13 protein-coding genes are annotated in these 18,574 nt (G+C 43.7%); 10 read left to right on the top strand and 3 right to left on the bottom strand.

Annotation, left to right across the window (positions count from 1 at the left end; all coding sequences use genetic code 11):
• Positions 1–26: 26 nt before the first annotated feature.
• The 6 genes from AC0YOD_RS11925 (at position 27) to AC0YOD_RS11950 (ending at position 9,477) form a co-directional block, all read left to right on the top strand.
• Positions 27–1,808: a sensor histidine kinase gene (locus tag AC0YOD_RS11925; RefSeq protein WP_475799521.1), complete on the top strand. Its 1,782-nt coding sequence runs from the start codon at positions 27–29 to the stop codon at positions 1,806–1,808.
• The gene (locus AC0YOD_RS11930; protein ID WP_475799522.1) at positions 1,805–3,433 is read left to right on the top strand and encodes a response regulator transcription factor; all 1,629 of its coding nucleotides are present in this window, start codon (positions 1,805–1,807) and stop codon (positions 3,431–3,433) included. Before AC0YOD_RS11925 ends, AC0YOD_RS11930 begins: the two co-directional genes overlap by 4 nt.
• A 128-nt stretch (positions 3,434–3,561) precedes the next feature.
• The gene (locus AC0YOD_RS11935; RefSeq protein ID WP_475799523.1) at positions 3,562–5,217 is read left to right on the top strand and encodes an extracellular solute-binding protein; all 1,656 of its coding nucleotides are present in this window, start codon (positions 3,562–3,564) and stop codon (positions 5,215–5,217) included.
• Positions 5,218–5,302: 85 nt separating this feature from the next.
• Complete coding sequence (locus AC0YOD_RS11940) at positions 5,303–6,211, top strand: ABC transporter permease (protein ID WP_475799524.1); 909 nt, start codon at positions 5,303–5,305, stop codon at positions 6,209–6,211.
• An 18-nt stretch (positions 6,212–6,229) separates the two neighbouring features.
• Positions 6,230–7,111 (top strand): carbohydrate ABC transporter permease, encoded by an 882-nt coding sequence (locus AC0YOD_RS11945; RefSeq protein ID WP_475799525.1) that lies wholly within the window; start codon positions 6,230–6,232, stop codon positions 7,109–7,111.
• Positions 7,112–8,223: 1,112 nt separating this feature from the next.
• Positions 8,224–9,477, top strand: a complete 1,254-nt coding sequence (locus AC0YOD_RS11950; protein ID WP_475799976.1) for a glycoside hydrolase family 125 protein — start codon at positions 8,224–8,226, stop codon at positions 9,475–9,477.
• 89 nt (positions 9,478–9,566) lie between these two features.
• Here the strand turns inward: AC0YOD_RS11950 and udk are convergent, their stop codons facing one another.
• A complete protein-coding gene (gene udk / locus AC0YOD_RS11955) occupies positions 9,567–10,202 on the bottom strand; it encodes a uridine kinase (RefSeq protein ID WP_475799526.1) in 636 nt (211 codons plus the stop codon).
• 164 nt (positions 10,203–10,366) lie between these two features.
• On the opposite strand from udk, the gene AC0YOD_RS11960 reads away from it, so the two are divergent.
• The 3 genes from AC0YOD_RS11960 (at position 10,367) to AC0YOD_RS11970 (ending at position 13,241) form a co-directional block, all read left to right on the top strand.
• Positions 10,367–11,287, top strand: a complete 921-nt coding sequence (locus AC0YOD_RS11960; protein ID WP_475799527.1) for an aldo/keto reductase — start codon at positions 10,367–10,369, stop codon at positions 11,285–11,287.
• A 241-nt stretch (positions 11,288–11,528) separates the two neighbouring features.
• Positions 11,529–12,467: a D-ribose ABC transporter substrate-binding protein gene (locus AC0YOD_RS11965; RefSeq protein ID WP_475799528.1), complete on the top strand. Its 939-nt coding sequence runs from the start codon at positions 11,529–11,531 to the stop codon at positions 12,465–12,467.
• A gap of 144 nt (positions 12,468–12,611) precedes the next feature.
• Positions 12,612–13,241 carry a hypothetical protein gene (locus AC0YOD_RS11970; RefSeq protein WP_475799529.1) on the top strand — a complete coding sequence of 210 codons (630 nt, stop codon included), beginning with the start codon at positions 12,612–12,614 and terminating at the stop codon, positions 13,239–13,241.
• Between the two features lie 125 nt (positions 13,242–13,366).
• Here the strand turns inward: AC0YOD_RS11970 and AC0YOD_RS11975 are convergent, their stop codons facing one another.
• Together AC0YOD_RS11975 and AC0YOD_RS11980 are read right to left on the bottom strand one after the other, a co-directional pair.
• Positions 13,367–14,149, bottom strand: coding sequence for an SDR family oxidoreductase (locus AC0YOD_RS11975; RefSeq protein WP_475799530.1), 783 nt, complete (start codon positions 14,147–14,149; stop codon positions 13,367–13,369).
• Positions 14,150–14,211: 62 nt separating this feature from the next.
• A complete protein-coding gene (locus tag AC0YOD_RS11980) occupies positions 14,212–15,975 on the bottom strand; it encodes a leucine-rich repeat domain-containing protein (RefSeq protein ID WP_475799531.1) in 1,764 nt (587 codons plus the stop codon).
• Positions 15,976–16,463: 488 nt separating this feature from the next.
• On the opposite strand from AC0YOD_RS11980, the gene AC0YOD_RS11985 reads away from it, so the two are divergent.
• Entirely contained in the window at positions 16,464–18,554 is a 2,091-nt protein-coding gene (locus tag AC0YOD_RS11985) for a methyl-accepting chemotaxis protein (RefSeq protein WP_475799532.1), read from the top strand.
• Positions 18,555–18,574: the final 20 nt, after the last annotated feature.

An 18,574-nucleotide genomic window follows, 5' to 3' on the forward strand; every position in this document is an offset into this window, starting at 1 on the left:
ATCATCACTTCAGGGAGGCAGTCGGTTTGAGGAATATATTTAATATGCGAAAGTCCATACTCACCAATCTAATTGTGATGTTTATTGTTTTGAATGTGCCTATTTATATCATGAACGTGTATATGAATCTTCAAATGGAAAAAAGTATTTTACAACGATCAACAGATGCGGTTAGTCTGAATGCCCGCTATTTTCTAAAGAGCTTTGAGACCGAAATTGAACGAATTGACAGCTTGAAAAATCAATATTTGGCGCATGAGGATTTTTTGAAGCTGGCTAATGAGGGCCCTTTTCTAGATCCGTACTCCAAAAATCAGCTGATTCTGTCTGTCAAAGATAAACTTGATATTTTGAAAACCTCAAGTCCCTTTGTTCAAGATGTTAAGGTGTACTTTCCATCTCTAAAAAGAGGGGTGTTCGCGAGCAGCTATGAAGATCAGATGCCTGAGGAGGATATTACTCGAATTACGAATTCCTATTTATCGAACTCCATGCTCTATGGTTATGGTTCAACCTTAGCTATGGGAGGCTTATATCCTGTTCCGCTTCTGAAGGACAACTTCGCTTTTTCGATGGAGATTGTTCTCAATCAGCCGATCTTAGAGCGGATGCTACAAGAAATCGGGAATATTGACTCTCATCAGAATGGATCAGCGATTCTGTATAGTCCAGAGCTTGGATGGGCTGTGTCTGATCACAAAGAGTGGCTGGATAGCGGTATTTTGACAGAACAATTGAAAGCGCTTGATTCTCAAAATAAAAATGGTGAATACGTTCATATGACCTTCAATGACAAGTCCTATATGGTCATCGATGAAGTGTCAGCAAGTCTTGGCGTACATCTTATGGTTACGGTGCCTGAGGCTGAATTAACGGGCATGCTGCAGCGCTATAATTATATGTATTACGTGATTCTTATTGCTTCTTTATTGCTGGTTTTAGTATTCAGTTATGCTATTTATCGTTTGGTGCATCGGCCTTTCCAGCAGCTGCTAGCGGGATTAAGACGGGTGGAGAAAGGGGATTACGACGTTGTGCTCAACACCCGCAAGGGTGATGAATTTTCCACCGTATATCGACAATTCAATTCGATGGCAAGTCATATGAAAGTGCTCATCCAAGAGGTATTTGAACATAAGATCCGGCTGCAATCATCTGAATTAAAACAGCTTCAGTCGCAAATTAATCCTCATTTTCTGTATAACAGCTATTACGTCATCTATCGGTTAGCTCAAAGCCATGATGTCGAAAAGGTAGCCGAGTATACTCGATTTTTAGGCGATTATTTCAAATACATTACACGCAATGCATCGGATATCGTAGCGTTCAGTGATGAAATTAGTCATGCCGATGCCTATATTCGTATACAAATGCTTCGATTCTCAAATCGTATCAAAACGGAAGTAAGCGCCCTTCCTGAGGGAATCGGACAAAGGCAGGTTCCAAAGCTCATTCTTCAACCCTTAATCGAAAATGCGTATACACATGGTCTAGGAACGAAGCTGGAGGATGGGTATTTAAAGATATCATTCTTGCTTTCAGATGGAATCATTAAAATTGTGATTGAGGACAACGGTGATGATCTAACGGATGCGACTCTGGTAGAGCTTCACAATGGATTAGCGAGAATGAATGACAATATGATCAATGAAACGACCGGCATCATCAATGTTCATAAACGGCTTCAGCTGAGATTCGGCAAGGAGTATGGTTTGACCGCAGAACGGAGCAAGCTGGGTGGGCTGAATATTACGATGAGGCTTCCCTTTTCAGAGGAAGCAATGCATATGGAGGATGAAGATAAATGACATACAAATTAATGATCGTCGATGATGAACCGCTATTTACGGATGGACTAGCTGAATGCTTACGGGATTTGCGTAATCCTGAATGGGAAATATACAAAGCTTATCATGCCAAAGAAGCACTACAGCGGATGGAGAGAACACCGGTTGATATTATGCTCATGGATATCCAAATGCCGGGGATGACAGGTCTTGAGCTCCATAAGGAGGTTCAAGTAAGATGGCCGAAGTGTAAGGTTATTTACTTGACTGGTCATAATGAGTTTATTTTTGTGCAGGAGGCTCTTCGTCAAGGAGGGGCGGAGTATATTCTAAAGACTGAAGGTGATGAGGTTATCATTGAGGCTTTGCAAAAAGCAGCCAAGGAGCTGGATGAGGAGCTGCTAAGAGAGCAATGGGCAGCAGAAGCAAAAGAGCGTTGGCATCAGGCGAAATCATCTCTTCGCAAAACCTTGCTATTGGATTTGGTTAACGGTCAATCCGATCATAGGGAGACATTGGCTGCCCAGTTCGAAGAGCTGGATATTCCGCTTCGAGCTGACGAGCTGGTTCTTATGGTCCTGGGAAAAATCGATCAATGGCCATCTGAGATGAAGACAACGGATTGCTCCTTATATTTATTTGCCATTCAAAATATTGCTCAGGATTTACTACATCTATCGACCAATGTTTTCTCCATTGAAAGTGACCGCTCTCATATTATCTGGTTTATTCAGCCTAACGAGGAGCATTTTTCACATGATCGAGCCCTTCCGTATGTTGAAGGAGTAATGGGGCAGGTTCAAGAAAAAAGTAAAACGCTATTGCGGATGAACATTTCAATTGTCATGAGTGAACAATTCTATCCGCTGGAGGAACTTGACGTACCATTTCACCGGCTTAAAAATATGATGTTTCGGAATTTCGGCTTGCAGAATCAATTATTTCTACGGGATCGCCGATCAGTAGGGGAACCTATGCTTCAAGAAGAAACGTTGACGATAAAGAAGATTGCCAGTCTAAAGCATGCATTGGAGCATAATCAGAAAGATGTATTCCTGCGTTTGGTGATGGAGCTCGCGGATGTAGCGTCAGATGGGGGGCATGATGCGAGTTGGGATCAAGCTCAGCTTTATTTTGAACTCGTTTCTCTTGCCATGGTAACCATTCAGCAGCTAGGCATGAAGGATGAAATAGAAGCCCACTTCGATTTATCAGGTATGTTAAAAGGGATTCAATCTGTACCTTGGTATCAATTTCTTAATGAATACAAGGAAGTTATGAGGTTTATTTTTGAAAGCCGCTCACGAGATTGGGAACGTCAGGGAATGGATATTGTTCTGCAGATCAAGGACTTCATTGCTGAGAATCTTCAAAATGATCTGTCATTAACGAGGATTGCTGAACATGTATCCTATCATCCGGCTTATTTGTCGAGATTATATAAGCAGCTATCCGGAAAAAACTTATCGGATGATATCGCTGAAATGCGATTGAAGAAAGCCGAACAATTGATGCTGGACAAGCAGTTGAAAATAAATGAAATTGGCAGGAGCGTAGGCTTCGATTCACCGCGATACTTTACTAAATTTTTTAAACTGCATACCGGGCTTACGCCGCAGGAATATAGAGAACGACATGTCAAATAGCTGGACAAATGCCAGAATGATAAGTTAACAAAAGACTACGATGTTAATATTGTATGCGTTTTCGTCATAGAGAGGCGATGCTAACATTACAGATGAAGCTAAATATCCAATCTACTAGGGGGAAAGATATGAAAGCAAATCGTTATTTATTATTGGTTTTATTGGCACTATCGTTGGTGGTGTCCGCTTGCGGAAACGGGAATGAACCGAATAATTCCGGAACGAAGAATAACACCTCAGAGACAAACAAGGGTGATTCCGGCAAAGATGGAGGAATAATTGAAGTCCATGCAGCAGCTCCTTCCGAGCAAAGCTGGAGATTCCCTGAGGGAGACAGCTTTGAGAACAACGCATGGACGAGAGGATACGAGAAAGAGCTGGGAATTAAGGTCATTTATGACTGGACAACAGCTTCTGGAAACTATTTTAACAAGATGAATATCTCCATTGCTTCTTCGGATCTTCCAGATGTATTTGTAGTCAACGGCGCACAGCTGAGACGTTTGGCTGAAGCTGATCAGCTTGCAGATTTGACTGAGGTCTACGAGCAATATGTAGCTCCTTTTACGAAAACATTGATCGAGGGTGACGGCGGTCTAGGATTGGGAGCGGCTAGCTATGATGGCAAGCTGGTTGGTCTTCCTAAGCTATCCTCCACGATTTACGGCCTTCCAATGGTATGGCTGAGAACAGATTGGATGACAAAGCTAGGGCTGTCGGAACCTAAAACGATGGCAGATGTAATGGCAATTGCAGAAGCCTTCGCAAATAATGATCCTGATGGCAATGGTAAGAAAGATACATTTGGCCTATCGTTAACGAAGGATCTATACGGCGGCATAGCTTCTCTAAACGGCTTCTTTAACGGTTATCACGCTTACCCTCAAACTTGGGTTGAGGATGCTTCCGGTAAAGTAGTTTACGGAAGCACTGTCCCGGAAATGAGAACGGCGCTTGAAGAATTGCAAAAGATGTACAAAAAAGGCTTAATTGATCCGGAATTTGGCGTAAAAGATACGGATAAAGTCGTTGACGACTTCGTAAGCAATAAGTTTGGTCTAACGTTCGGACATAACTGGGTACCGCTTAACTTCATCGATATGAAGAAAAAGAACCCAGATTCCGATTGGAAAGCATTCCCGCTCGTTTCTGCTGATGATGCAACAGCACTTGGCAGCGTTGGTTTCCCTGCAACAGAGTTTACTGTTGTTCGTAAAGGCTTTAAAAATCCAGAAGCCATCATTAAAATGCTTAATTTCTATCAAGAGAAGCGTTACGGTGAGTCGAAGGATGAAGCTGTTTACAACCCGAATGATGCGAATGGTGATCAAACGCATGTGTATACATCCGCACTCGTTATGTCGGATAAAGCGAATAATGTAACGATTTCAGATCTCAAAAACTTGGCTGAAGCCGTTACGAAAGAGGATAAGTCTATCCTTACCGACTATATTCCAGAGTACAGCAAAATGGTTGATTTCAAAAACAACAATGATATTTCCGGTTGGGCATCGACTCGTCAAGGCGGTCCTGAGGATTCCGGATTTTCCATCCTAATTAAATCTTATGATTCAGATGCTTATGTATCCACGAAGTTCGGCGGTCAGACAGAAACCATGTCCTCCAAGTGGAGTACGCTTGATAAGCTGGAGAAAGAAACATTCACAAAAATCATTCTAGGCTTTGCTGAAATTAGTGCCTTTGATGAATTCGTACAGAAGTGGAATGCGCTTGGCGGAGAACAGATTACGAAAGAAGTTAACGCTGACGTTTCCTCTAGATAATAAATGTTCGTTTAAGGGGGCTTGCAGACATGCGCTGCAGCCCATCCTTTTACCTATTGCGTTCGGTACGTAGGGAGATGAGAGAATGAATCTAATCGTGAACCGCATGTGGAAACGACAATGGCCGCTATATGTCATGTTAATCCCTGCTGTGATACTCGTAATTATATTTAGCTATATCCCGCTTGCGGGAGGCGTGATCGCTTTTCAGGATTTTAAACCGTCTAAGGGATGGTTTGGCTCGGAGTGGGTTGGATTAGCTCATTTTCAATATGTTTTTGAATTGCCTGATATTTGGAAGGTTATTCGCAATACGGTCTTTATCTCTTTAATGAAAATGGCGGCTAATTTATTTGTTCCTATCGTCTTCGCGTTATTGCTTAATGAAATTGGTAAAACGTTTATGAAGAAATCATTGCAAACCTTAATCTACTTGCCTCATTTCTTATCTTGGGTTATTCTCGGCGGGATTTTAGTTGACATTTTGTCTCCTTCTGAAGGAATCGTCAATCAATTTATAAGCTGGCTGGGCATGCAGCCGATATTTTTTCTTGGAAATAACAGCTGGTTTCCATACGTACTTATTTTGACGGATACGTGGAAGGAATTTGGCTTCGGTACGATTATATATTTGGCGGCATTAACAGGAATTAATCCTGCATTGTACGAGGCAGCGGTCATCGATGGTGCTGGACGAATGAAACAGACGATTCATGTCACATTACCGGGTATAGTTCCGATTATTATTCTAATGGCGACGTTAAGCTTGGGCAATGTGCTCAATGCGGGCTTTGATCAGGTGTTCAACCTTTATAATCCGCAAGTGTATGAGAGCGGCGATGTTCTCGATACACTGGTGTACCGGATTGGTCTTGAAGATGCTCAGTATAGTGTCGCGACTGCGATAGGGCTGATTAAATCACTCGTTTCCTTTGTGTTCATTTCAGTATCTTATTGGATGGCGTATCGTTTCGCTAATTATAGAATTTTCTAGTAGGGGAGGGGAGAGCTAATGCAGTCTTCTTCATGGGGGCGTATTTCCTTTCAATGTTTCAATTATACGTTTTTGATTGCTGTTTCTATTCTGTGTATACTGCCGCTCGTTCATATACTAGCGATTTCATTTAGTTCCAGTACAGCTGTATCAGCAGGGGATGTAGTGTTTTGGCCAGTAGATTTTACAATGAAGTCTTACTCTTTTATTTTGGATAATCCGCGCTTTTTGGGCTCATTTTGGATAACTATTGAGAGAGTGCTTCTCGGCACCTCGCTGAGTCTATTTTTGACTATTTTAACGGCTTATCCACTCTCCAAAGAAGTATCAGCCTTTCGTCATCGGTCTTACTTTGCCTGGTTTTTTGTATTCACGATTTTATTCAGCGGCGGGCTGATTCCTTGGTATATGACAATTAAGATGACGGGCCTAATTGATACATTATGGGCACTCGTTCTGCCAGCAGCAGTTGCCGTATTTAATATTATTTTATTATTGAACTTCTATCGCTCATTGCCAAAGGAATTGGAAGAGGCAGCAGTAATAGATGGTGCTGGACACTGGCTCATTTTGTGGAAAATCATGGTGCCTCTATCCATGCCTGCCATTGCAACGATTCTTCTTTTCACCGTTGTTCATCATTGGAACTCTTGGTTTGACGGTATGATTCTGATGAATAAGCCTACTCATTATCCGCTTGCCACTTATTTACAATCTGTTATTATAAAGCTGGATTTTGAGAATATGAGACAGTCGGATGTTTATTTGCTGGGCATCATATCTGACCGTACATCCAAGGCAGCACAAATCTTTCTCGGTACGCTCCCCATCCTTCTTGTGTATCCGTTTCTGCAAAGGTACTTCATGAAGGGTATTGTAATGGGCAGCGTTAAAGGATAAAAATTGAGGGCTATGGAGGTAGACATGTAGTGGGAAATCCGATATACGATCGCTTGCTCCCTGCACCTATAGGGGGCGGATATAGTGAAGAAGACTACTTTATCTGGTGCGGATCTTGTGTGCAGGGAGAGGACGGGCGGTATCATCTTTTTGCATCCAGATGGCCAAAAGAGCTGGGCTTCGGAGTTAACTGGTTGTTTAACTGTGAAATCGTGAGAGCATCCAGTGATACGCCGGAAGGACCGTACACATACGACGAAACGGTTTTGGGACGGCGTGAACGAACCTATTTTGACGGCATGAATCAGCATAATCCTCATATTAAGCACTGGAACGGCACCTATTACCTCTATTATATGGGAACGACATATGGGGGGCCGATCCCGGGACCGAATGATTCCGTTACTTCGGAGCGAGGATCAGAGGTTTGGAATAATAAAAGAATCGGCTTAGCGGTATCGCAATCGGTGTTTGGACCTTGGAAAAGGAAGGATACTCCTTTGCTGGAGCCTCGTTTGGGGAAATGGGACTGCACGATAACGACAAATCCCGCTGTAACGATTCTTGAAGACGGTACCACTTATATGATTTACAAATCGAGAGAATATTCCGGTTCAACGCTTCAGTTGGGAGTGGCTGTCGCTGACCATCCAGAAGGGCCTTTCCGCCGGCTGACGGATGATCCAATCTTAAATTTCACCGATCCGGACTTGCATGTCGAAGATCCTTATTTATGGCATGCCGATGGTCTATTCCATCTATTAATGAAGGATGATTTCAAGAATGATTCGAAAGGTCTTACGGGAGAATGGGGAGCCGGCGTATACGCGACAAGCGAGGATTGTGTGAACTGGACGATTGATGAGAGTCCGAAAGCTTATTCACGTACCGTAAAATGGGATGACGGCACGGAAAGAGAAATGTGCAATTTGGAAAGACCAAATTTACTTTTTCAGAACGGTGTACCGACGCATTTGTTTGCTGCTACCGGAACAGGGGAACGAGCATGGCATTTCGAGCACACATGGAATATGGTCATTCCGCTTTCCAATACGGGTTCCGATACGGCTTCTGATAAGCTGCCGGAAGCGGTGGAAAAGCTGAATCAATCGATGAGTGAGCGGCTGGCAGATCAGCCAAAGCGTGCCGCTATATTCAGCAAATGCTTCGCGAACACATGGCAAACGACCTTGAAGAAGCTGGAGGATGGTACGACCTTCGTCATTACGGGCGACATTCCGGCGATGTGGCTTCGGGATTCTGCAGCTCAAATTAGACCTTATCTCCTTCTGGCATCAGAGGATGCACAGGTTGCTGATGTTATTGAAGGCTTGATTGAAAGGCAATTCCGTTTTATTTTGATGGATCCTTACGCAAACGCCTTTAATGAGAAACCAAATGGCGCTGGTCATACAGATGATTTAACAGAGATGAACCCTTCGGTATGGGAGCGTAAATATGAGATAGATTCGCTCTGCTATCCGATTCAACTCAGTTATTTACTATGGAAAAATACAGGCAGGACGTCTCAGTTCAATGATACGTTTCGTCAAGGTATCGAGAGTATCTTGAAGTTATGGAGAACCGAGCAGCATCATGAGACGGAGTCATCTTATCGTTTTGAGCGGAAGAATTGTCCGCCGACGGATACGCTGGTTCGTGATGGAAGGGGCTCTGAAACGGTCTATACCGGCATGACATGGTCTGGCTTTCGTCCAAGTGATGATGCGTGCACATACGGATACCTGATTCCGTCCAATATGTTTGCAGTTGTTGTATTGCGCTATACGGTTGAAATTGCCGAGGAAGTGCTTGCAGATGTTGAATTGGCAAAGACAGCAGCAGCTTTAATGGCTGAAATAGATAGCGGTATTCAGCAGCATGCTCGGGTAGAGCATCCGGAATTCGGACTCATATATGCTTATGAGACAGATGGCAAGGGCAATCATAATCTCATGGATGATGCCAATGTGCCGAGCTTGTTGTCCATTCCGTATTTAGGCTATTGCAAGGCGGACGATCCTATATACGTCAACACCCGTCGATTCCTGCTCAGCAATCATAATCCTTATTTCTATGAGGGATCAGCCGCAGCGGGGATTGGCAGTCCGCATACGCCGAACGGTTATATTTGGCCGATCGCTTTGGCTATGCAGGGTTTGACAAGCGAAAGCGATGAAGAAAGACAACGCATTCTGAACCTGCTTGAGAGCACAGATGCCGATTGCGGGATGATGCATGAGGGCTTTCATAAGGACGACCCCGACCAGTATACTCGGGAATGGTTTTCTTGGGCAAACATGATGTACTGTGAGCTTGTTTTAAAGACGCTCCATATGGAAGTTGATAATGGCTTTTTGAAATAAGAGAAATAGCCGAACGGCAGAGGGCTGCTGTTCGGCTATTTTTTGTTTTATCCATGATGAAAGGACTGACAGTCTGTCTACTGCCGGCTTTAAGTGCCCGCAGTAAATCGTTCGCCCGTCAAATATTTTTCAGTCAACACGGACAGTAGCTGGATGCCGACCTCATTATGCCCGCCTTCAGGAATGATCAGGTTGGCGTATTTTTTGGATGGCTCGATGAATGCCTCGTGCATGGGCTTTACCGTATTTAAATATTGATCGTGGATGGACTGGATGCTCCGGCCGCGCTCCTCAATATCTCGAAGTACCCGGCGAAGGATGCGAACATCAGGATCCGTATCGACGAACACCTTGATATCTAGAAGCTCTCGAAGGTTCTCATCAGACAGCACATGGAGTCCTTCGATAATAATGATATTGTTGGGCTTAAGCTCTACCTTCTCGTGGGGGGATCGAGCATGAACCGTGAAGTCATAGACAGGAGCGTACGCGGTTTGTCCCTCTTTTAGAAGAATGAGATTCTCAATTAACAGCTCATTGTCAAAGGCGAAAGGATGGTCATAGTTGATTCCTCCGCGATCTTCTAGGCTGAGATTTGAATGGTCCTTATAATAGTTATCTTGGGATATGAAAGTCACTTTATCCGATCCAAGACGATCGATTACGGAGCGAGCTACCGTAGTTTTTCCGGAGCCGGTGCCGCCGGCGATCCCAATAATGAGCATAGCGTTCGAAAAACCTCCCTAAGCATTTGGAGTTGCAATTCCAGTATTGTAGCACAGCATGGACATTTTATCACCTTAGGATGGTTTAGTATGTGTTTTTCTATAACAGTGATTGAGGTTATAATGAGAGGGTAGAGCATAATCAATTGGAAGAGGTGATGGTCATGAAATATAGAAGACTTGGCAGTACGGATTTGAATGTGTCACTTATTGGACTTGGAACCTGGCAATTTGGAGGGGAATGGGGTAGAGAGTATTCGCAGCAGGAAGTTGACGCGATACTGGACAAGGGACATGAACTAGGAATTAATCTGATTGATACGGCAGAGTGTTATGGCGATCATCTCTCAGAATCTCTAATCGGTGATTACATAAGCCGGCGTAAGCGTGAGGACTGGATTATTGCCACGAAGTTCGGCCATCATTTTCACGAACGCTTTACGCGTACGGATGTATTTGATGCCAAAGGAGTAGTTGCTCAACTGGACGCTTCACTCAAAGCGCTTCAGGTAGAATATATTGATTTGTATCAATTCCATTCAGGACCGAATGCAGCGTTTGATGTCGAAGACCTGTGGACGACGTTAGATAAGCAGGTAAAAGAGGGCAAAATTCGTTTCTTAGGCACTTCGATTGGGAGCAATGATAATTTGCATCAGACGGAAGCATCTACTGCCGTCAATTCCCGTGTTATTCAAGTCGTTTATAATAGGCTCGAGCGTGCACCAGAGGAGCGGGTTTTTCCATCCTGTCAACAGCAGGATCTCGGCGTGCTTGCTCGCGTGCCTTTGGCTAGCGGCTACTTGAGCGGTAAATATAAGCCAGGAGCTACTTTCAATCAAACTGATGTGCGTCATCGTCATGATGCAGAGAACACGCTGCTTAAGCTGAGGGAAGTAGAGCGGATTAAGAATGAGGAAGTGCCAGAAGGTGTAGATATGGCTAGCTGGGCACTGGCTTGGTGCTTGAAGCATCCTGCCGTAACTGCGGTCATACCGGGCTGTAAGGACCCTGAGCAAGTTGTTGCAAATGCTAAAGCTGCGGAGCTTGTAATCGACCCCCATCCACAGGATATTAACGTCTAGATCTGACTGGATCTTTGTAACGTTGAACTTTTTCTTTCCAAACCATAACCGTATAGGTTGTGGTTTTTTTGTTTTTTTGAGTTGAACAGGATTAACCATTAGCCAAATTTTGTTGCATTTGATAGTGAGAAATGGGGAATGATTTAAAAGGGATTGGAAATTACAGGTACTTACAGCCCGTATATCTAAAATGCTCTTCTTGAAATACATAAATTATTTAAATTAAAGGGAGACGACAATAATGAAGCGGTTTTTTGGACTTCCACTTTTAACGGCTGCGTTTGTTTTGATAACAGCATGCGCAACAACAGATACAGGAAAATCCACAGGCACAGATAAAGATAAAATCACAAATGGAAAAGCGACATTTGGCTTGTCGATTTCGACCCAGGACAATCCTTTCTTTGTATCGCTTAGAGAAGGTGCTGAGAAAGCGGCTAAGGAAGCTGATGCAGAGTTAATTGTTGTAGACGCCAAAAATGATACAGAGAAGCAGAGCAATGACATGGATGGTTTAACCCAGAAGAAGGTTGATGTTCTTCTAGTTAATCCGACAGACAGTAATGCTATCGTAAAAGCAGTGGAAGCAGCTAACGCTGCGGGTATTCCAGTCATTACAATTGATCGTGCCTCTAACGGAGGAGTCGTTCTCTCACATATCGGCTCTGATAATGTGAAGGGAGGTCAATTAGCGGGTGATTACATTTTAAAGGCAATTGGGAATAAAGGAAATATCGTTGAACTGCAAGGAATTATGGGGACTTCCACGGCAGTTGATCGCGGGGAAGGATTTCACAAGGCTGTAGATGGTAAAGCAGGTATAAAGATTAATGCTTCACAGCCCGCGGACTTTGATCGAGATCAAGGCATGACTGTTATGAAAAAGATTTTACAAACGAGCGGCAATATTAAAGCTGTCTTCGCCCATAACGACGAAATGGCGCTTGGTGCAATTGATGCGATTGTTGCTTCTGGCAAGAAAGACATCATCGTTGTCGGTTTTGACGCATCAGCTGATGCGTTAAGCGCCATAAATGCAGGTATGCTGAGCGCAACGGTGGCACAAAAGCCTGAAGAAATGGGACGGAAAGCGATTGAGGCTGCGGTTAATGTGGCTGCAGGTAAAAGTGTGGCGATGGAAATCCCGGTGGAGCTGGAGCTAGTAACAAAACAGCAATAACAGCCCCGACCGATAGCATTGGATACAACCATTAAGTAATCCACGAAAAGCCTAATCCCTTCTTTACAATAGAGGTGGATTAGGCTATTCTTTTGTTCAAAACGGGATATCATCCAGAGTGTCCGCTTGAGAGGAGGATGAATAATGAATCTATTCCAAATGAAGTTAGGATTTTACGGCGTTGGTCGAATGAAGGAGTTTCTGAAGGATAACTTTGTAAGCATGGGTTGGCCGGGCTTAGGGAATTTGGAAAACATAAGTAAGGACGAGCTTGAACAGCGTTTGGCAGAAGCATGGCTATATAACTATGAGGGACAGGAATGGTCGGAGCGTTTAACGGAGGTTAGCTCCTTTGTACATGAGATGCAGGACGGCGATTATATACTGATTGCTGATGAGGAATGGGTCCATCTCGGTGATCTTGGCGACTATTATTATATTGATCAATTCGATACTACGGAGGATGGCACCTGTCATCGCAGGGGGGTTACATGGTTAAAGAGCCTTCCTAGGGAGGAGCTCCATACGGAATGGCAGAGGTTTCTGGACGAACAAGAGATGATTACAAAGTTTAATCGGGCTGTGACGGTTCAAGAGGTGGAGCGTTGGGTGTCGCATACATCAGAAGACGCACAAGAGCCTTCTCATTTGGGACTAGTGGACGAGAAGACCATTGAGGAGGCATTGGATATTTTGAAAATAGCGTTGAAAAGCGAGGATGCGGACCGACGGGAACGAGCTGCTATCGCAATTTTGCAATATGCGAAACGTTAAGGGATGAAGGATTGAAATACGAGCGTTCACCCTGTTGGATCATTTGAATAAAGACAAAGCGGCAGACCAAGTTGATTAAATATATTCATTGCCTGCCGCTTTATTAATTGTACAATCATTCTTCATCAGTTGAATCCACCTGTTGAATGTAATACTTGGCCGGTAATCCATTCTGCTTCGTCTGTGGCTAAGAATGCAACCAGACGAGCAGCATCTTTGGGCAAGCCCACTCTACCTGCTGTAAAGTGTGAAGAGAGCTGCTGTCGAACTTCTGGAGTCATCCAGCCAGTGTCCGTTGGTCCAGGATTCACAGCATTTACTGTGATGCCTTTTGGTCCCGCCTCTGCTGCAAAAGTACGTGTGAAAGCATCAACCGCCCCTTTCGTTGTAGCATAGGAAATTTCACCAGCCATTGGGCCAAGTGATTGTCCAGATGTTAAATTAATAATTCGGCCGCTTGCTTGCAAAGTAAAACGCCTGGCAAATTCCACGCTAAGTAAAGTTACTGCTCGAACATTAATGGCGTAATGAGCATCTAAAGAATCTGAGGTAATAGTAGTTAAGTCATCGTTGACCGAATAGCAGGCATTATTCACAAGAATGGACGGGTTCCCCAACTCCCTCTCTACAACGTTCATTAACTCTACATAGTTTGTAGGTACAGAAAGATCCATTCCCAAGTGTTCGCAACGAACGCCTATTGAGAGGATTTCCTCGCGAAGCTGCTCAAGTTCCTCGCTGTTATTACCCCAGGGCATTACTTGATCGTAGTTACCCCAATGTGTAAAGAATATATCAGCACCTTTATAGGCCAATTCTTTGCACACCGCTGCACCGATTCCTGCGCTACGACTTGCCCCTGTTACAATTGCGATCCGGCCTGTTAATCGTCCAGATGTAATATTCATGTACACTGCTCACTCCGATACTTGCTGAATTAGTTTGAATAAATTGTGGTATCTTGCCGTTTTTAATAAGACAACCATTTTCCCTTTTCGAGATACTTGCTCTTCAACTCTTCTAATTCCTTACTAAAGGCTCCGCCGTTCGAAGTGGATAAGTTAAGCAAAGTCGGATGAGCCAGCAGTGCTTCGATCGATTTGATGTCAGGAGAAAAACTGGAAGAGAATTTAGCCTCTTCAATGGCTGGAAAACGCAGCAAGGACTCTAGCGAAGGAATTTCGTTATCCGTCGCGTCTAGTGATTTCAGCTTAGAAAGACCTGTCAAAGATTCTATCGAAACAATCTGATTACGGTTGATATCCAAGCGCTGCAGATCTTTCAATCCACTGATAGGAGACAAATCGCGAATCCCATTATTGTTCAACGAGAGAGAACGACTAATCTGCGTTCGATCCGCTAGTGGCTTCAAATCAGTAATATGGTTGCCATCTAGAAGCAGGTCTTTCACTTGAATGCCTTGTAAGCCATTTAGAGAAGAAATTTCGTTAAAGCTCAGATCCAGCTCTCCATACTGATGATTTTCTAACCCTGCTAGGGACTGAAGCGCATTATTAGTAACTATAATATAAGCGCTCGGCATATCGGGCATGCCGTTGAGACTGGTAATCCTGTTCGATCTGAGGTTCAGATAGTCCAGGTTTTGGTCCTTCGGCAGGCCAGTAACACCGGTTAATTGATTTCCTTCTAGGTCTACTCTTTTTAATTGTGTCATTTCTTGAAGTCCATCTAGCGATACGATGCGATTCTTGCCAAGGCTGAGCTCTTCGATACTTTTTAATGAACGCAGTGGAGAAATATCCACAATAGCATTTCGGCTTAGATCTAACTTCCGCAGCTGGGTTAACTGGCTTATAGGTTTCACATTTATGGTCCCGCTATCTGTGATCGCAAGCTCCTCCAGCTGGCTTAACCCGCTAAGAGGACTTAAATCTAGTAATTGGCTGGTGCTAACTCTCAGAGAGGTTAAATGCTTCAACGTCTTCAATGGGCTAAGATCGCTCCCGATAAATGATACATTCAGCTGCTTCAACGTCGTTAGCTTCCCCAAGGGCGCAAGACTTTTCGCGTAACCGCGAAGGGAAATACTCTCAAGCTTTGTCAATTTGCTTAATGGTTCATAAGACCGAATATCCCCGCTAATCAGGAGCGTTTTTAATGATGTCAGCTGCTCAATACCGCTTAAGTCACTTGGCTCATAACGTGCTCTTGCGGGATCAAAATCGTTCAGCGGACTTTCCAGATGGGTTATGCGCTCGATGTCGCTTTTAAGTATAGGTGTATTTCGATTAATCTTGCCAATTGCTTCTCTAACCATCATTTCCAGCTGCTCATCCGGGAATAGCAAACTGTTCGTGACATTAATCGTCTTAGTCGCTTGGTTCCAGTCTACTGTTGCACCGGAAACAGAGCTCACGAAGCGCAAAGGAATTAATGTGCGACCCCGAAGCACACGTGGAGCTGCATCCAGAGCTATTTTCTTGCCGTTAACTAGAGCGTAATTTTGATTAACCTTCATTTGGAGAGTCATTCCCGGTTTTGTGCCCGAAATGGTCTGGGAGCGCTGATCCCAGTTCAGGGTGATGCCGAGCGCTTCGAATAGGGAGCGTACCTCAACAATGGTTCGCCCTTTATCTATAAAAGGAGCGTAGGTGAATGAGATAGGTTTGCGGTCTACATAGAGGGAAATGTCTCCCTTTTCCTGTGCGGCGGCATGAGTGACGGGCAGGGCAAGAAGTAAGCCAAGAGCGCCAATCGCTATTTTTGATTTCATTGTTATGAACCTCCTAGTTGTTGTTCGGAACGATACATCCGATAAATGCGAGTTACTTATTAAGACGCTTTCTAGGCTGTTTTGTTTCAATCATGAACGCAAAAAACCACATCGCAAAGGAATGTGGCTTTTTAAATGTTTAATTTTGGATCAAGCAGAGGGAACGGTTTGTAGCTGGAGAGCGAAGGTTGTTTTTTTCTAGACGGGCTGATCATTTGATCTCATCCTTGCCCTTATCCATACAAAAGGCGAATTAGATTGTCTATGTATTAATAACTAATATAAACCAAATGAATGAGGAAGAATTATATTGAAAAATGTCATATGAAAGACTTTAAAGTGATAAAAACAGTAACAGTTTGGGAATGAAATGACTCCTTTAACTTTTTGTTGATAGTTTAGATAAAATAATGTAATGTATTTAATAATTACATAATATTTATATTAACATATGGAAATGGATAATCTACTGAATAAGGGGCATCGTTATGAAGAAAAACGTAAGCGTTTTCAAATCAAATATTAAACAGCTAGCACTCCAATTGAAAAGCCTAAAATGGCATTCTATCAGCACGAAGTTGTTTTTGTATTTTTTTGCAAGCATTGTTCTTGCAGTCGCCTTGGTTGGTACTTTCTCTTATCTCGTTTCCAAAGGTGCAATGGAGCGGAAGGTTGCCGAGGTTTCGGAGCAAACCGTGCAGCAGACCTCGGAGAAGTTGGATTATCTCTTTAACTTTTACGAGAACATCTCTCTCCAGTTCGTAATGGATCAGGAGCTGATGAGCGATCTTGAATATCGTCTTAACTTAATAGCTGAGGATGATGCGACGGATCGCATTTCCACAGAAAGCAAAATCACTGGGAAAATGTCTGCTTCTGCATCCATGAATGACGTATTCATTCAATTATTTGATGAGAAAATATACAAAAAGGTCGACACCGGTCGGGATTTTGATTCTGCTCTGTATACATCCGGCAACGGAACCTCACTCATTTCGTTCTACAAGCCGTACTTTGATCCTGTTATTCAAGCGAATGGCCGAGCACTATGGCTCGGCTCGATTGAAAAGGAAGATGCGGATAAGGTGAAGACGAGCTATATCGCGATGGGTAAAATGCTCAAGGTGAACAGCGGGAACTACTTATTATTTATTGAGCTTAAGGAAGAAGTGGTTGCGCAGGCGCTGGAGAAAGCAGCACTTGGAACCAGTCATCAACCGGTCATTAAGGATAAGCATGGGAAGGTCATATTTGCCTTCGATCCTAAGCAGGAGCTTGCATCAAAGGAATACGATATACCCGAGGGAGATACGAATGGTTCATTTGTAGATAAGGACGAGCTGATCGTATACAGTACATCTGAGCTGACAGGCTGGAATCTCATCGGCGAGGTTCCGCTCAAGGAACTGACAAAGGATATCGATCGTATTTTCTGGATTACGCTCTTGCTGATCGCAGCAGCGGCACTCCTTTCTATATCACTCGGTTATATTATTGTTCGCACGGTAGGAAAGCCGATTAATGGCATCCGTAATTTAATGGAGGAAGTAGAGAAGGGCAATCTAACGGTTCGCATGAATGTGAAGCGCAAGGATGAAATTGGACAGCTTGGCCAAAGCTTTAACCAAATGGCTGATAATATTGGCAAATTAATAGACGGGACAAACGATGCGTTGAATTACGTTCTTGCTACCGCAAACCAGCTTCAAGAGGTATCGGAGAGAATGGGGATTTCGGCGAAGGAGGTTGCCTATGCGACGGAAGAAATATCGAAGGGGGCTTCAGATCTCTCCCAGCAATCAGAGGATGGAAGCGCACATTCACTAGCCATGCAGGAGGAAATGAATTTATTCGTTCAAAATAATAGGGAAATGGAGCAGTATGCCGCCGTCGTTAAGAAGGAAAGCCTCGAAGGCATTGCCCAAATGGATGCTTTGCTAGACAAAACGAATGAAAGTGAAGCCCTAACGAAGGAAACGTTAATCCGGTCCGAAAAGCTAATGGAGAGCACGAAGGAAATCAGCAAAATACTGAGACTATTAGATGATGTCGCTAAGCAGACCAACTTACTTTCGCTTAATGCGGCTATCGAGGCAGCGCGAGCGGGTGAGCATGGCAAAGGCTTCACGGTTGTTGCGAGCGAGGTGCGCAAGCTGGCGGATCAATCTCGCGGCTCAATCGGAATCGTAACCAAAATTATTGGTTCTATCGTAGAAGAGGTAGACTTGACCGTCAAAGCGCTGAATGAGAACTATCCGATTCATCAGGAGCAGGTCAATGTAGCAAAGAAAGTAGACAAAATATTTAAGGAAGTCGATGACAGAATGAATGCTTTCGTAGAGAAAATCGTTCATACGTCTTCATCTATCACTAATTTGCAGACTTCACAGGTGACGTTGTCAGATATGATAATGCAAGTGAGTGCTACAGCAGAGGAGTCGACTGCGATCTCTGAAGAGGTAGCGTCCTCGACGAATGAACAGCTCGTTGTCAGCACGGACTTGGTCCAAACAGCGAGAAAGCTGAACGAGCTTTCAGTGGGATTGAAGGGCATACTGTCTCAATTTGTAACAAAATAATAATTGAAAATGGAGCGGAT

This window comes from Paenibacillus sp. J31P13 (genome assembly GCF_056269295.1).

Bases quoted from the DNA above. Each gene is read 5' to 3' on its own strand.
- AC0YOD_RS11930 (WP_475799522.1), top strand. From the start codon at position 1,805: ATGACATACAAATTAATGATCGTCGATGATGAACCGCTATTTACGGAT.
- AC0YOD_RS11935 (WP_475799523.1), top strand. From the start codon at position 3,562: ATGAAAGCAAATCGTTATTTATTATTGGTTTTATTGGCACTATCGTTG.
- AC0YOD_RS11940 (WP_475799524.1), top strand. From the start codon at position 5,303: ATGAATCTAATCGTGAACCGCATGTGGAAACGACAATGGCCGCTATAT.
- AC0YOD_RS11945 (WP_475799525.1), top strand. From the start codon at position 6,230: ATGCAGTCTTCTTCATGGGGGCGTATTTCCTTTCAATGTTTCAATTAT.
- AC0YOD_RS11950 (WP_475799976.1), top strand. From the start codon at position 8,224: ATGAGTGAGCGGCTGGCAGATCAGCCAAAGCGTGCCGCTATATTCAGC.
- udk (WP_475799526.1), bottom strand. From the start codon at position 10,202: ATGCTCATTATTGGGATCGCCGGCGGCACCGGCTCCGGAAAAACTACG.
- AC0YOD_RS11960 (WP_475799527.1), top strand. From the start codon at position 10,367: ATGAAATATAGAAGACTTGGCAGTACGGATTTGAATGTGTCACTTATT.
- AC0YOD_RS11965 (WP_475799528.1), top strand. From the start codon at position 11,529: ATGAAGCGGTTTTTTGGACTTCCACTTTTAACGGCTGCGTTTGTTTTG.
- AC0YOD_RS11970 (WP_475799529.1), top strand. From the start codon at position 12,612: ATGAATCTATTCCAAATGAAGTTAGGATTTTACGGCGTTGGTCGAATG.
- AC0YOD_RS11975 (WP_475799530.1), bottom strand. From the start codon at position 14,149: ATGAATATTACATCTGGACGATTAACAGGCCGGATCGCAATTGTAACA.
- AC0YOD_RS11980 (WP_475799531.1), bottom strand. From the start codon at position 15,975: ATGAAATCAAAAATAGCGATTGGCGCTCTTGGCTTACTTCTTGCCCTG.
- AC0YOD_RS11985 (WP_475799532.1), top strand. From the start codon at position 16,464: ATGAAGAAAAACGTAAGCGTTTTCAAATCAAATATTAAACAGCTAGCA.